Origin of the sequence: Rhizobium sp. NLR10b, from assembly GCF_019685435.1 — a bacterium.
Lineage (GTDB): Bacteria > Pseudomonadota > Alphaproteobacteria > Rhizobiales > Rhizobiaceae > Rhizobium.
Window position 1 is genome coordinate 98306 of sequence record NZ_JABDWV010000018.1, and the last position, 13632, is coordinate 111937.

Annotated in this window: 16 protein-coding genes and 1 other RNA gene; 8 read left to right on the plus strand and 9 right to left on the minus strand. The window is 62.5% G+C overall.

Annotated elements, in window-relative coordinates:
• Window positions 1-22 precede the first annotated feature (22 nt).
• Window positions 23-970 carry an AEC family transporter gene (locus HJB91_RS26050; RefSeq protein WP_210629638.1) on the plus strand — a complete coding sequence of 316 codons (948 nt, stop codon included), beginning with the start codon at window positions 23-25 and terminating at the stop codon, window positions 968-970.
• Between the two features lie 121 nt (window positions 971-1091).
• Here the strand turns inward: HJB91_RS26050 and HJB91_RS26055 are convergent, their stop codons facing one another.
• A complete protein-coding gene (locus HJB91_RS26055) occupies window positions 1092-1655 on the minus strand; it encodes a cytochrome c family protein (RefSeq protein WP_210629639.1) in 564 nt (187 codons plus the stop codon).
• Window positions 1656-1808: 153 nt separating this feature from the next.
• Here HJB91_RS26055 and HJB91_RS26060 point away from each other — a divergent pair, with 153 nt between their 5' ends.
• Together HJB91_RS26060 and HJB91_RS26065 are read left to right on the plus strand one after the other, a co-directional pair.
• Entirely contained in the window at window positions 1809-2564 is a 756-nt protein-coding gene (locus HJB91_RS26060; protein ID WP_210629640.1) for a 3-deoxy-manno-octulosonate cytidylyltransferase, read from the plus strand.
• Window positions 2565-2574: 10 nt separating this feature from the next.
• Window positions 2575-3429 (plus strand): prephenate dehydratase, encoded by an 855-nt coding sequence (locus HJB91_RS26065; RefSeq protein ID WP_221156105.1) that lies wholly within the window; start codon window positions 2575-2577, stop codon window positions 3427-3429.
• A 19-nt stretch (window positions 3430-3448) separates the two neighbouring features.
• Here HJB91_RS26065 and HJB91_RS26070 read toward each other — a convergent pair whose 3' ends face one another.
• The 5 genes from HJB91_RS26070 to HJB91_RS26090 all read right to left on the minus strand — a co-directional run bounded on the left by HJB91_RS26070 (window position 3449) and on the right by HJB91_RS26090 (window position 6419).
• A complete protein-coding gene (locus HJB91_RS26070) occupies window positions 3449-3817 on the minus strand; it encodes a VOC family protein (protein ID WP_210629642.1) in 369 nt (122 codons plus the stop codon).
• Window positions 3818-3949: 132 nt separating this feature from the next.
• A complete protein-coding gene (locus HJB91_RS26075) occupies window positions 3950-4210 on the minus strand; it encodes a hypothetical protein (RefSeq protein ID WP_210629643.1) in 261 nt (86 codons plus the stop codon).
• Window positions 4211-4352: 142 nt separating this feature from the next.
• Window positions 4353-5048, minus strand: a complete 696-nt coding sequence (locus HJB91_RS26080) for a YafY family protein (RefSeq protein ID WP_210629644.1) — start codon at window positions 5046-5048, stop codon at window positions 4353-4355.
• A 4-nt stretch (window positions 5049-5052) separates the two neighbouring features.
• Window positions 5053-6012 (minus strand): NAD(+) diphosphatase, encoded by a 960-nt coding sequence (gene nudC / locus HJB91_RS26085; RefSeq protein ID WP_210629645.1) that lies wholly within the window; start codon window positions 6010-6012, stop codon window positions 5053-5055.
• Window positions 6009-6419: an HIT domain-containing protein gene (locus HJB91_RS26090; RefSeq protein ID WP_210629646.1), complete on the minus strand. Its 411-nt coding sequence runs from the start codon at window positions 6417-6419 to the stop codon at window positions 6009-6011. The genes nudC and HJB91_RS26090 overlap by 4 nt, the downstream gene beginning before the upstream one ends.
• 89 nt (window positions 6420-6508) lie before the next feature.
• Between HJB91_RS26090 and ffs the strand changes: the two genes are divergently transcribed.
• The 3 genes from ffs (at window position 6509) to HJB91_RS26105 (ending at window position 8863) form a co-directional block, all read left to right on the plus strand.
• Window positions 6509-6605: signal recognition particle sRNA small type (gene ffs, locus HJB91_RS26095), an RNA gene on the plus strand.
• Between the two features lie 46 nt (window positions 6606-6651).
• The gene (locus tag HJB91_RS26100; protein ID WP_210629647.1) at window positions 6652-8517 is read left to right on the plus strand and encodes a DNA polymerase III subunit gamma/tau; all 1866 of its coding nucleotides are present in this window, start codon (window positions 6652-6654) and stop codon (window positions 8515-8517) included.
• 22 nt (window positions 8518-8539) lie between these two features.
• Window positions 8540-8863, plus strand: coding sequence for a YbaB/EbfC family nucleoid-associated protein (locus HJB91_RS26105; protein ID WP_221156106.1), 324 nt, complete (start codon window positions 8540-8542; stop codon window positions 8861-8863).
• A gap of 84 nt (window positions 8864-8947) precedes the next feature.
• Here HJB91_RS26105 and HJB91_RS26110 read toward each other — a convergent pair whose 3' ends face one another.
• Entirely contained in the window at window positions 8948-9565 is a 618-nt protein-coding gene (locus HJB91_RS26110; protein WP_221156107.1) for an MOSC domain-containing protein, read from the minus strand.
• A 57-nt stretch (window positions 9566-9622) separates the two neighbouring features.
• Here HJB91_RS26110 and recR point away from each other — a divergent pair, with 57 nt between their 5' ends.
• Both recR and HJB91_RS26120 read left to right on the plus strand, forming a co-directional pair.
• A complete protein-coding gene (gene recR / locus HJB91_RS26115) occupies window positions 9623-10228 on the plus strand; it encodes a recombination mediator RecR (RefSeq protein ID WP_210629650.1) in 606 nt (201 codons plus the stop codon).
• Between the two features lie 11 nt (window positions 10229-10239).
• Window positions 10240-11478, plus strand: a complete 1239-nt coding sequence (locus tag HJB91_RS26120; protein ID WP_221123519.1) for a lytic murein transglycosylase — start codon at window positions 10240-10242, stop codon at window positions 11476-11478.
• A 6-nt stretch (window positions 11479-11484) separates the two neighbouring features.
• Here HJB91_RS26120 and HJB91_RS26125 read toward each other — a convergent pair whose 3' ends face one another.
• Together HJB91_RS26125 and HJB91_RS26130 are read right to left on the minus strand one after the other, a co-directional pair.
• Complete coding sequence (locus HJB91_RS26125) at window positions 11485-11940, minus strand: GNAT family N-acetyltransferase (RefSeq protein ID WP_221147662.1); 456 nt, start codon at window positions 11938-11940, stop codon at window positions 11485-11487.
• Between the two features lie 8 nt (window positions 11941-11948).
• Window positions 11949-13580: an MFS transporter gene (locus HJB91_RS26130; RefSeq protein ID WP_210629653.1), complete on the minus strand. Its 1632-nt coding sequence runs from the start codon at window positions 13578-13580 to the stop codon at window positions 11949-11951.
• Window positions 13581-13632 lie beyond the last annotated feature (52 nt).

The following is a 13632-nucleotide window of genomic DNA, read 5'->3' on the forward strand; positions in this document are numbered from 1 at the left end:
CCCCCGCAGAGCATCCTGCCTCATGTCAGCCATCATTCTCGACGTCCTCCCCATCTTCATCCTGATCCTCATCGGCTGGGTGATCGTTCGCAGCGGCCTGATGACGTCGAATGTCGGCGACGCGCTCAGCGAATTCGTCTTCAAGATCGCCGTGCCGCTGCTGCTCTTCCGCACCATCGCCGAAGCGGATTTCCACGGCGCCTCGCCTTTCCGGCTCTGGATCGTCTATTTCTCCGGCGTCGCCATCACCTGGACGGCCGGGCATATCGCCGCCACGCGGCTTTTCGGCCGCGACGAACGGATCGGCGTTCTCGCCGGGGTGTCCTCAGCCTTCGCCAACAACGTCTTCATCGGGCTGCCGCTCGTTCAGCGGACCATCGGCGACGAAGGGCTGGTGGCGTTGTCGATCCTACTTGCCGTGCATCTGCCTGTCATGATGGTCGCTGGCACAGTGCTGATGGAACATGCGGAGCGCAAGATCGCCGGCAAAAGCGACCGCAGCATGATGTTCGTGCTTCGCCAGATCGCCATCAATCTCATACGCAATCCGCTGGTGATCGGGCTTGCGGCGGGCATGGCCATGCACCTTTCCGGCCTTACCATGACTGCAACGCTGGCGACGGTCGTCAATCAGATCGCCGGCATTGCCGGTCCGGCAGCGCTGATCTCGCTCGGGATGGCGCTGGAGAGATACGGCGTCTCCGGCAATTTCGGTATTGCCAGCGTCACCTCGAGCTTAAAGCTGCTGCTGCTGCCCGGTTGCGTCTGGGCGGCGAGCCATCTCCTCGGCCTCAACCCTGCATGGACGGCAGCGATCGTGCTGACCTCGTCGGTGCCGACAGGCGTCAACGCCTGGCTGATCGCCAACCGGTTCGGCGTCGGTCACAGCCTCGCCGCCTCGACGATCACGGTGACAACGGCTCTCGGCGCCATCACGGTCTCGCTCTGGGCCTATTTCCTCGGCGCCTGAGCATGTCACCCGAAATGCGCGGCGGTCTTGTCATAACGACGCGCGCAAAAACTCGCTCTTCGCGCAGCAAAAAGCCCGGCGCGCGGGCCGGGCTTTGAAAATCAGGCGATCATCCCGCCGTTCACTGCGTGGCCGTTTTCGGATCCGGCAGCGGCACCGGCGAATCAGCGAGCGTGTGCAGGTAGAGGATGACGTTGGCGCGATCCTGATCCTTCGCCAGACCGGCGAAGCCCATTGCGGTGCCGGGAACATCCTTCTTCGGCGCCAGCAGGAACTTGTTGAGGTTCTCGAAAGTCCACTTCTCGCTGCTACCCTTGGAGAAATCCTTCATCGCAGCGGAATAAGCGAAGCCTTCATGCGAGGCGATCGGGCGATCTACGACACCAAAGAGGTTCGGACCGACCTTGTTCGGTCCGCCTTTGGTGCCGTCATGACAGGCCTGACACTTCTTGAAGACCGCTTCACCGGCCTTGGCATCTGCAGAAGCGAGCAACTGCGCGATCGGAACGGCAGCGGCCGGCGCAGCTTCGCCACCGGCGGCCGGCGCCTCTTCGGCAACGATCGCGAAACCTTCCTTCTCCGGCGCTTCGGAATGGAAGATCCCCTCGGACGCGATGGAGACCGACATCAGAACGAAAATCGTTCCGAGCAGCGCCCCCACGGCCGTATTGACGTATGAATTCATCTGCAATGCTCCCCTTGCAGCCGGCAGACAAGAACCGGACCATCTTGAAATCGCGCGGAACCTATGTCTTTTGACTGTTCGTTGCAACTGTCTAAATGGTCTTATGCGTGAGACTTTTTGACACTTTTCAGCCCGGAATAGAAGGCCCGAACAATGCGTGATTCAAATTTCGACGACGTGCTCGTATTGATTCCGGCACGGATGGCCTCCACCCGGCTTCCGGGCAAGCCGCTCGCCGATATTTGCGGACTGCCGATGGTCGTGCAGGTGGCGATGCGCGCAAGAGAAGCCGAAATCGGCCGGGTCGTCGTCGCCGTCGACGATCCGCAGGTGTTCGATACGGTGGCCGCCGCCGGCTTCGAAGTTGTCATGACCAGCAAGGATCATCAATCCGGCTCGGACCGCATCTTCGAGGCGTTGACGAAGGTCGATCCGGACGGCAAGGCGAAGTTCATCGTCAACGTCCAGGGCGACCTGCCGACGATCGAGCCGGAAACAGTGCGGGCGGCCTTGCGCCCCCTCGAGAACGAGGCGGTCGATATCGGCACGCTGACCATCGAAATCGATAATGAGGAGGACAAGACCGCGCCGCACATCGTCAAGGTCATCGGTTCGCCGATTTCCGACACCCGCCTGCGCGGCCTCTACTTCACTCGCGCCACGGCGCCCTACGGCAAGGGGCCGCTCTACCATCATATCGGCCTCTATGCCTATCGGCGCGCGGCGCTCGAACGGTTCGTGTCGCTCGGCCCGTCGACGCTTGAAAAGCGCGAGTCGCTGGAGCAGCTGCGGGCACTGGAGGCCGGCATGCGCATCGATGCCGAGATCGTTGACACGGTTCCGCTCGGTGTCGATACTCCCGCCGACCTCGAAAAAGCGCGGCGCATCCTCTCTGCACGGCAGAACTGACAGGACGATCATGAACATCAAGACCAACAGGATCGCCTTCCAGGGCGAATTCGGCGCCAATTCCGACATGGCCTGCCGCGACATGTTTCCGACCATGGAGCCGCTGCCCTGCCAGACTTTCGAGGATGCCTTCACGGCCGTCGACAATGGCGACGCCGATATCGCAATGATCCCGATCGAGAACACCATTGCCGGACGCGTTGCCGATATCCATCATCTGCTGCCGGAATCGCGGCTGCATATCATCGGCGAATATTTCATGCCGATCCGCTTCCAGCTGATGGTGCTGCCCGGGGTCGCCCAGGACGAGATCCGCACGGTGCACAGCCATATCCACGCACTCGGCCAATGCCGCAAGATCGTGCGCGCTCACGGCTGGAAGCCTGTCATCGCCGGCGATACGGCGGGGGCGGCTAAACTCGTCAAGGAAACCGGCGATCGCTCGATGGCGGCACTCGCGCCGCGCCTTGCCGCCGATCTCTATGGGCTGGAGATCGTCGCCGAGAACGTCGAGGATACCGAAAACAACGTTACCCGTTTCGTCATCCTGTCCCGCGATGAGGAATGGGCGCAACGCAGTTCGGCCGAGGAAAAGGTCGTCACCACCTTCGTCTTCAACGTTCGCAACATTCCGGCCGCGCTCTACAAGGCGCTCGGCGGATTTGCCACGAACAATATCAACATGACGAAGCTCGAAAGCTATCAGCTCGGCGGAAAATTCGTGGCGACGCAATTCTACGCCGATATCGAGGGCCATCCGAACGATCCGAACGTTCGCCGGGCATTGGAGGAGCTGCGTTTCTTCTCCGAAAAGGTGCGCATCCTCGGCGTCTACAAGGGGCATGTGATGCGAGGTCTGCTTTAACAGGCCTCGCGCTCTCTCATTATTTATCCGGCTCGCAGACGCGCAGCCGATGCCCGTCCGGGTCGAGCACCACGAAGGTCGGGCCGAAATCGAGTTCGGTCAGTTCCTGGGCAATCGGCAGGCCGCGCTGACGCCAGTCATCATATTGCCTGGCGACGGCATTTTCTCCCGCCACCATGAAGGCCACTTCGCCTCGATTGCCGATGGCGGAAGGCTGCGGCTCGACCTTGCTGCGCCGCCAGAGACCAAGGGTGAAGCCGCCATCGAGCGGGAAGGCGACGAAATTCGGCGCTTCGACGGCCGGCTCGCGGTTCAGGAGGTTCCGGTAGAAGCTGGCGCTTTCGGCAGGATCCTTGACATAGAGGATTATCAGATTGGGGCTGGTCATTTCGATTCTCCCGTTGCTGTAAGTTGGGTCATGCGAGATGTCCTGCTGCCAATTTGTGGCAGCAGGAAACGAAAGGCGCCGCGAAAGCAACGCCCCGTTCTCGTCAAGTGGATGAGCTGGACAATCAGATATTTAGAGCGGGAACCGGTCCTGGAGGCGCGGGTTGCGCCCATCCATGAAACCGAGGTCGCGCCTGCGGGAATCCGGCATGGCTTCGACATCGAGTTTCGAGCGGCTTGCCTCGGGGATCCGGAAAAGGCTCATAGCCAGGCGCAGCAGGCCGGAGCGTGCCGACTGCCGGACGTCGGCAAAAGTTTCGGCCGAAATGATATCTGCAAAACTATCGGAGGCGAAGCGATCGCCGGCCTGTTGAATGATTGGAGGCGTTACCATGATCAGTACTCCTTCCCAAGCGCATCGGCACGATGCGCAAAACCTGGATGTCACAGCCTCCTGCGTGTCCGAAGACGCGCGGCGCTGTAGTGAAGTGAGGCTGATAATAACTCTCCCTGCTGACAGTTTATGGCAGCAGCGTTCAGGTCTCCAGCGGCACGTCCTGCGTCTCGCGCCATTCCTTTAGGAGCACCGTGCGGCGACGGGGATAACGCATCTCATGGACCGCCATGTCGATGATGCGATCGGTGCGGAAATGGCGAAAATCCTGGCGCAGTTCGCACCAGGCCATGATGATGCGCACATGCTCGAAATAGCCGAGCGCGAAGGGCCAGACACGGCGGCGGGAGATACGGCCCTGCTCGTCGCCGTAATGCAGTTCGAGCACGCGCTCCAGGCGGATCGCCTTGCGGATAGCCGAAACATCAGCCCTGTCCTCGTCCTGGCGTTTGCGACCAACGAACAGTGTCGCCGAATCGACCGTTTCACGCATGTCGGCCGGCAGCACGGCGACGATCTTGGCGAGCGCATCGGCGCCGGCGCCCGCAAGGCGCGGCTCGGCGGCGCGGGCCACCCAGCGCGAACCGAGCACCAAGGCTTCCAGCTCTTCTTCGGAAAACATCATCGGCGGCAACATGAAGCCGGGCTTCAGCACATAACCGATGCCCGCTTCGCCTTCGATCATCGCCCCCTGGGCCTGCAGGCTGGCAATATCGCGATAGAGCGTGCGCAGGCTGACGCCGGTTTCCTGGGCAAGAACAGTTCCGGTCACCGGCCGCCGATAACGCCGGAGCGTCTGGAGCAGCGTCAGCAGCCGTTCCGAGCGGGCGACCGGCATCGTGTTACCGCTTCCACTCCGCCCAGTCGCGCATCAGGCGGTGGGCGATCGCCCCTTTCGGTGGAGAGGCCTTGCCCGTTGCACTCGGGCGTTCCAGCATCTCGATTGTTTCCTCGCGGGTGAACCAGCGGCAATCCTCGAGTTCCGTCTCGTCGCGTGTAATTTCGGTGGATTTGGCCTCGGCGTAACAGCCGATCATCAGCGAATGCGGCATCGGCCAGGGCTGCGAGGCGTGATAGCGGATGCGGCCGGTGCGGATGCCCGATTCCTCCAACGTTTCCCGGCGCACGGCATTCTCGATGGTTTCGCCGGGTTCGACGAAGCCGGCAAGGCAGGAATACATGCCGGGCGCAAAATGCGGGCTGCGGCCGAGCAGGCAAAGGTCGCGCGTCTCGTCGATCGTCAGCATGATGACGACGGGGTCGGTACGAGGGAAGATCATGTGTTCGCAGGCGGCGCAGACGCGCTTGTAGCCGCCGATATGAATCTCCATCGCCGCGCCGCAGCGGCCGCAGAAGCGGTTGTCGCCATTCCAGCGGATGAGGCTTGCGGCCTGGGCGAATTCGCCGAGCAAGACTTCGTCGATCAGCATCTCGCGAAACAGCGTGCGGCCGTCGGCCGGCTTGTATTGGCTGGCAAGGTCCTCGACGTCGATGCCGACGGGAACGGCAAGGCGCGGCTCGCCTGATTTGCGGTAGCCGAGCAGCACAGTCTCGTCCCAATTCGGCTGCAATTCCTGCAGTTCGTAACGGGCAAACAGCGGATCGAGCACCTGGCCGTCATGTTTCAGCACCAGCTTGTCCCGGGCAAAGGCGAAGATATGGGTACCGTCCTTTGCCAGCGCCCTTTCGACGGAATGTTCGTCGCGATGTTCGGAATCGCGATTGAGGTCGTTGGCGGCAAAGGCAGTGAGATTGCTGGGTTCCGGATGCGGCACATCCGAATCGAAAAGCGAATGGTTCATGATGAAAGGGCTTCCCGCAGCTTTGCTGTGAATTCGTCTCTCCTTGCGTCCTCGTAAGGCTCGGCGCGCTCGAAACCCCAGATGGGACCCGGCCAGTTGGCATCGCCTTCGAAGCGGGCAATGACATGAACATGAAGCTGGCGGACGATGTTGCCAAGAGCCCCTATGTTGATTTTTGTCGCGCCGGTGATGTTCTTCAAGGCCTTGGCGACAAGCTCCGTCTCGAAGGCGAGCAGCACCTGATCGAGCGGCGTCAACTCGAAAATTTCAGCAATGCCGGCCCGGCGCGGGACCAGAATGAGCCACGGCCAGCGGGCATCCTTGGATAATCTGAGATCACAGAGACCGGTGACCATGATGCTGACGCTGTCGTTTTCCAGCCGGGGGTCGAGCACAAAACCGTCCAAGGGACATTCCTCCTGTCTTTTCCTAGGACTAGCAGTTTTTTTGGATGTTGGCTTGCTTTTGATGACGATATTGCCGATATGTGCATCCGGGAGGTTGGTGGTGGACGAGCCACTCGCCAACCGGGTCAGGTCCGGAAGGAAGCAGCCCTAACGAGCCCGGCACGGGTCATCGTGCCAGCCTCCCACCTTCTCTCCACGAAATGCTCGACAATTTCGGGCGACAAGCAGGGCGATGAGCGATACCGAGCGACAATCAAAAGATGCCGCCTCGACGGGCACCGGGTACCGGGTGCTGGCTCGCAAATACCGCCCCAAGGATTTCACGGACCTGATGGTCGGCCAGGAGCCGATGGTCCGCACGCTCACCAACGCCTTCGAGACCGGCCGCATTGCCCAGGCCTATATGCTGACCGGCGTGCGCGGCGTCGGCAAGACGACGACGGCGCGCATCCTGGCGCGGGCGCTGAATTACAAGACGGCAGAAATCGACAAGCCGACGATCGACCTGCGTGTGCCCGGCGAACATTGCCAGGCAATCATGGAAGGCCGGCATGTCGATGTGATCGAAATGGATGCCGCTTCGCATACCGGTATCGACGATATAAGAGAAATCATAGAGCAGGTGCGCTACCGGCCGGTTTCGGCGCGCTACAAGGTCTATATCATCGACGAAGTGCACATGCTGTCGACCCAGGCCTTCAACGGCCTGTTGAAGACGTTGGAAGAGCCGCCGGAGCATGTGAAGTTCATCTTCGCCACCACCGAAATCCGCAAGGTGCCGATCACCGTGCTGTCGCGTTGCCAGCGCTTCGACCTGCGCCGCATCAGCGCGTCGGATCTCGTCGGGCTGTTTTCGACAATCGCGGCCAAGGAGGGCATTGAGGCGGAAGGCGACGCGCTGGCGATGATCGCGCGAGCCGCCGAAGGCTCTGCCCGCGACGGCCTGTCGCTGCTCGACCAGGCGATCGCCCATGGCGCAGGCGCCGTGCAGGCGGAAGCGGTGCGCGGCATGCTCGGCCTTGCCGACCGCGCCCGGATCGTCGATCTCTTTCAGCATATCATCAAAGGCGACGTGGCCGCCGCCCTCGGCGAATTCCAGAACCAGTACGAGGCCGGCGCCAATCCGGTGGTCGTACTCACCGATCTTGCCGATTTCACCCATCTGGTAACGCGACTGAAATATGTGCCGGATGCGGCAAACGACCCTTCTCTCAGCGAGATCGAGCGCACCAAGGCGGCGGAATTCGCCAAGGGTGTTGCGGTGACGACGCTGTCGCGCATCTGGCAGATGCTGCTGAAGGGCATTCCCGAAACGGAAGGCTCGTCGCGCACGGCGGGTGCCGCCGAGATGGTGCTGATCCGGCTTGCGCATGCGGCCCATCTGCCGGCGCCCGAGGATGCGGCGCGGCGGCTTACGGAGTTTTCCGGCGATAATGTCGGCCAACGGCCCTCCTCACCTTCGGGCAATGGCGGCGGCAACGGAACACGGGTTCCTTATCAGAGCAGCGTTACGGCACGGGCGACGGAGCCGACACCACGGCCGCAGCCTTCGGGGCCGACCGCGATGCTCCGCGCCGTGCCAAATCCGGAACCGCAGAATATCGGCCGCACCGAGGCCAGGCCCGCAGAGGCTCCGAAGCCGCTCGTGCGTGTCAATTCCATCGCCGACATCGTCGAGCTTGCGAGCGAGAAGCGCGACGTCAAGCTGAAGGCACTGGTGCGCAACTTCGTGCGCCCGGTCCGTCTTGAGCCGGGTCGGCTGGATGTGAACCTCACCGAAGGCGCTCCGAATACGCTGCTCAACGAGCTTGCCGTTAAGCTCAAGGAATGGACCGGCATCCACTGGATCGTCAGCACCAGCCGCGAAGAAGGCGGGCCGACGATGGTGGAGGCGGAAGCCAAGGCGCAGGAGCAGCGTGTGAGCGACGCGCGCCAGGACCCTGACGTAGCGGCAATCCTGGCGCAGTTTCCGGGCGCGAAAATCATCGACGTGCGCGTGCGGGCACCCGAACCGGAGGAGGAAGGCGAGGTCAAACCGCCGGCTGTCGCCGAATCCGAGGAAGGCGACATCCTGCCGGGCGACGACATAGAATTCTAAGGTTTCAAGAAGGAGCGAGACGATGCGCGACATCATGGGCATGATGGGCAAAGTCAAGGAAATGCAGGACAAGATGGAGCAGATGCAGGCGGAAATCGCCGAGCTCACGGCCGAAGGCAAGGCGGGCGGCGGCCTCGTCACCGTCATCATCTCCGGCAAGGGCGAACTCAAGAGCCTGAAGATCGACCCGTCGCTGTTCAAGGAGGACGACGTCGAGATCCTCGAGGATCTGATCGTCGCCGCTCATAAGGACGCCAAGGACAAGGCCGAGGCGCTCGCCGCCGAAAAGACCAAGGCGCTGACCGCCGGTCTGCCGATCCCGCCCGGCTTCAAGCTGCCATTCTGATAGCAGGCAATTGGTCTTCATATTGACGGTGGTTCCAATAGCCGATGCGGCTATCGAGCCGGCGATGCCTACAGAACGCCGCTCTTAACGCTGTGCTTCCAGCATCGCCCGCAGCTTGTAGTGAATGGGGGCGGCGAGATATCGCGACCGGTCCGCCTCCGAAAGCTGCCGGCCGAATGTTCTCATCAGCTCCGGCATCGTCACCTTATTGCCTGAAAAGGGCTGATGCTCGACCGCCGTTCCGACCTCGGCCACACCGCGCCTGATGACACGAGAGTAAATGCCGGGACGGGCGGCATCGGTGTAGCGTTTGACGAATTTCGGATCGTGCATCCTGGCGGCGAAGGTGGCGCAGGGAATGCGGCATGCGGTGACTTCGAGGATGAGATCGCCTGATACGAATCGGTCGCCGACGGCAACGTCGCGATTGTCGAGACCGGAGATGACCATGTTTTCGCCGAAGGTGCCGGGCTCGTAAGACCGGCCTAACTCCTCGCTCCACCAGTCGAGCGTCAGCGATCCCTCGATATAAACCGCCTGATCGACACCGCCATGGTGTTTGCGGTTGCAGATGGCATCGCCGACCAGCCCCTCGGCGTCGATCATCACCGCGCCGTTGACGGGCCGTTTGAAGATACCGGTCTTGTAGCTCTTGCCGGCCAGCCTCTCCGGATTGCCGATACAAAGCGCCAGGATTTTCATGGGGCAGCCGATCCTTCCGCGATTCCGTTTTCGTTCCATATCAGTTAAGAACAGCGCATGGCAAAACGAGTCACCGGCCCCGAAATCGAAAAACTCATCCAGCTTCTGGCGAAGGTGCCGGGCCTCGGGCCGCGCTCGGCCCGCCGGGCGGCGCTGCATCTGATCAAGAAGAAGGACCAGTTGCTCGGGCCGCTGTCGAACGCGATGGGCGAAGCCTATAACAGGGTGAAGATCTGCTCGCGCTGTGGCAACGTCGATACGGTCGACCCCTGCACCGTCTGCACCGACACGCAGCGCGATCAATCCGTCATCATCGTCGTCGAAGACGTATCCGATCTCTGGGCGCTGGAGCGGGCGGGGGCGATGAACGCCGCCTATCATGTGCTCGGCGGCACGCTGTCGCCGCTCGACGGGATCGGGCCCGACGACCTCAACATTCGCGGGCTGGTCGCCCGGATCGGCGAAGGCGGCATTCGCGAACTGATCATCGCCGTCAACGCCACCGTCGAGGGGCAAACGACGGCGCATTACATCACCGACCAGTTGCAGGGACTCGAGGTGAAGATCACGCGGCTGGCGCATGGCGTGCCGGTTGGCGGCGAGCTCGACTATCTCGATGAGGGCACGCTGGCGGCGGCGCTGCGGGCGCGGACGGTGATGTGAGGGGTTTGTCTATGCTTCGAATATTCGCGCTCGCCGTAACAGCCGCGCTTCTCCCCCTCCCTTCCCACGCGGCCCCTTCCAAAGCCGATGTCGAGGCGCAGTTCGAAAACTGGGTGCAGAAGGACCTCTGGCCGGAAGCAAAGACAGGCGGCATTTCCGAGAAGACCTTCCAGGCCGCCTTCTCCGGCGTCACGCTGAACTGGAACCTGCCCGATCTCGCCCCGCCCGGCTTCCCGTCGCCGAAGGAGCAGAAGCAGACGCAGGCCGAATTTTCCTCGCCCGGTCCCTATTTCAACGAGGACCGGCTGAAGAGACTTGCCGTAACGGGACGCGGCTTTGCCGCGCAATATGGCTCGACGCTGAAGCGGATCGAGAAGACCTATGGCGTGCCGGGCTCGATCGTGCTTGCCATCTGGGGCCGGGAGACGGGCTTCGGGGCCGCGAAGATCCCGAATTCGGCGATCGAGGTACTGGCGACCAAGGCCTTCATGTCGTCGCGCAAGGAGATGTTCCGTACCGAGCTGCTGGCGGCACTGCACATTCTCGACGGCGGCGACGTCACACCCGTCGATTTCAAGAGCTCATGGGCCGGCGCGCTCGGCCAGCCGCAATTCATGCCGACGAGTTATCTGAAATATGCGGTGGATTTCGACGGCGACGGCCACCGCAACATCTGGACCTCGGTGCCGGATACGCTCGCCTCGATCGCCAACTATCTGGTCAAGAAGGGCTGGCAGCGCGATCGTGACTGGGGCTTCGAGGTATCGATACCCGAAGCGGTCTCCTGCGCGCAGGAGGGGCCTGATCTCGCAAAGCCGCTTTCGCACTGGGCCTCGCTCGGCATTGAGCGCATCTCCGGCAAGGCCTTTCCCTCAGGTGAGATGAAGGCTCAAGGGATGATGCTGGTGCCGGCCGGCCGCGACGGTCCGGAATTCATCGTCACGCCGAATTTCTACATCATCAAGGAGTATAACAACTCCGACCTCTACGCGCTCTATATCGGCAATCTCGCCGACCGGATCGCCTCGAACGGCGGCACCTTCGAGGGCGAATGGGGCGATGTCGGCAAGATGCTGCGTTCGGATGTCGCCGCCATGCAGAAGGCGCTGGAGCGCCAGGGTTATGACGTCGGCGGTTCCGACGGATTGCCGGGCTACAAGACGCGGCGCTCGATCGGCCAGTGGCAGGAGAAGAACGGCATGAAGCCGACATGTTTTCCCGAAGCCAGCATGAAGGGCAAGCTGAAGTAGCCGGCTTCACAGGCTGCGCTTCATGCCCATATGGCTGGCGACGAAGCCGAGCTTCTCGTAGAAGCGGATCGAGTCTTTCCGCGTTTTGTCCGATGTCAGCTGCACGAGGCCGCAGCCGCGCTCGACGCATTGGGCGACCGCCCATTCGATGAACTGCGCGCCGAGACCCGAACCGCGAAGCTCTCTTGCGACACGGACGCTTTCGATCTGACCGCGCCACATGCCGGTCCGGGAGAGGCCGGGAAGAAAGCTCAGCTGCAGGCAACCGACGACCTGGTCGGAGGCGTCGGTTGCGACAGCCAGCAGCTGGTTGGCATCCGCCTCGATCGCCGCGAAAGCCGAGAGATAACGCGCGTCAACGGGATCGGAGACAATTTCTCTGGCGGCGCCGAGATCGTCATCGGCGAGAAGCCGGACGATGGCGGCGAGATCGGATCGGTGGGCAAGCCTGAAACTGTGCATGGCTGGTCTCAATGATGCAGATCGATCGGCGCCTTGTGGAAGACATCGTCGTCTGGCGGGATGGCCTGGCGCTCGATCATGCGGTGGACATGGGGCGGGCCTTCGCCGCGGTGGAGCGCGCGCAGCCGGTCGATGTTTTCGGCGTCGGCCTGCGTGCGCCGCTGGTTGTGTCTTATATATTCGACCCAGGTCGGCGTATGGTAGGTCTCGGTCCACAGCCCGGGATTTTCGAGATCGCGCATCAGCGCCCAGTTGCGCGCGCCGTCCCGGATGCGGATGCGGCGGCGCTCGCCCATCAGCGCCATGAATTCCGCCAGGTCGTCGTCGGCGATCTGGTAGTCGACCTGAATGACGATCGGGCCGCTGCGCGGGGTGATGTCGAGGCTCAAGGCCGGCGCAGTGAAGCGGTTTAAGGGATCGAGATTGAGCGAGGCGAAGGCCGGCATGGAAAAGCGCAGGCCGATCGCAATGCCGAGCAGCATGACAACAGATGACATCAGCAGCGCATCGGCGACCCCATAGCGATCGGCGGCGACACCCCAGAGCCAGCTGCCGCCGGCGATGCCGCCGAAGGTGACGGTCTGGTAGAGCGACAGCGCGCGGCCGACCACCCAGCGCGGCGTCGACAGCTGCACGATGGTGTTGAAGAGCGACAACGCCGAGACCCAGCAGGCGCCGGAGACGAGCAAGCCGGCGGAGGTCAGCACGGCGCTCGGACTGTAGGCGGCGATGACGGCACTCAGCGCGAAACCGGCAAAGGCCAGGCGGATGATCGTCTCGCTGGACAGCGCCTGGCGAATTCTCGCACTCAGCACCGCACCACCGATCGCACCGATGCCGAAGGCGCCGAGCATGAAGCCATAGGTCAGCGGACCGCCGGCAACGAGATCGAGGGCGACGACCGGCAGCAGCGCCAGGATCGAGCTCGCGCCGATGCCGAAAACCAGCCCTCGCACGAGGACCTTTTCAAGATTGGGCGACATCGAGACATAACGCAGGCCGGCGAAGATGGCGCTGCCGAGCGCTTCGCGCGGCAGGGTGGAGACGGGCGTGCTCGGGCGCCAGCGCAGCAGGGCGTAGATCAGGGCGAGGTAACTTGCGGTGTTAACCGCAAAGGCCGCGGCGGCACCCGCTGCCGCCACAATGACGCCGCCGATCGCCGGGCCGACGCTGCGGGTGATGTTGAAGCCCATGCTGTTCAGCGTGACGGCGCCGGGCAGATCGGCGCGCGGCACCATATCGCCGACGGAGGCCTGCCAGGAGGGGTTGTTGAGCGCCGTGCCGCAGCCGATCAGGAAGGTGAAGAAGAGCAGCAGCCAGGGCGTGACCCAACCAAGAAGGGCCGACGCCGTCAGCAACGCCGAAACCGTCAGCATCATGCACTGCGCCGTCAGCATAACCCGGCGGCGATCAAAATTATCGGCCAACGCCCCCGATATCAGTGAAAACAGCATGATCGGCAGCGCTGTCGAGGTCTGCACCAGCGCGACCATGTCCTCCGAGGCGGTAATCGTCGTCATCATCCAGGCGGCACCCACCGCCTGGATCAGGCCGCCGAAATTCGAGGAAAGGCTGGCGAACCAGATGGTGCGGTAGGTATCGTGCCGCAAGGGCGCCAGTGTCGACGATGTATAGCCCACGATGTCTCCCGCTTTTGTTATTGTGTGCCAACGGCAATATATGCGGAAGACG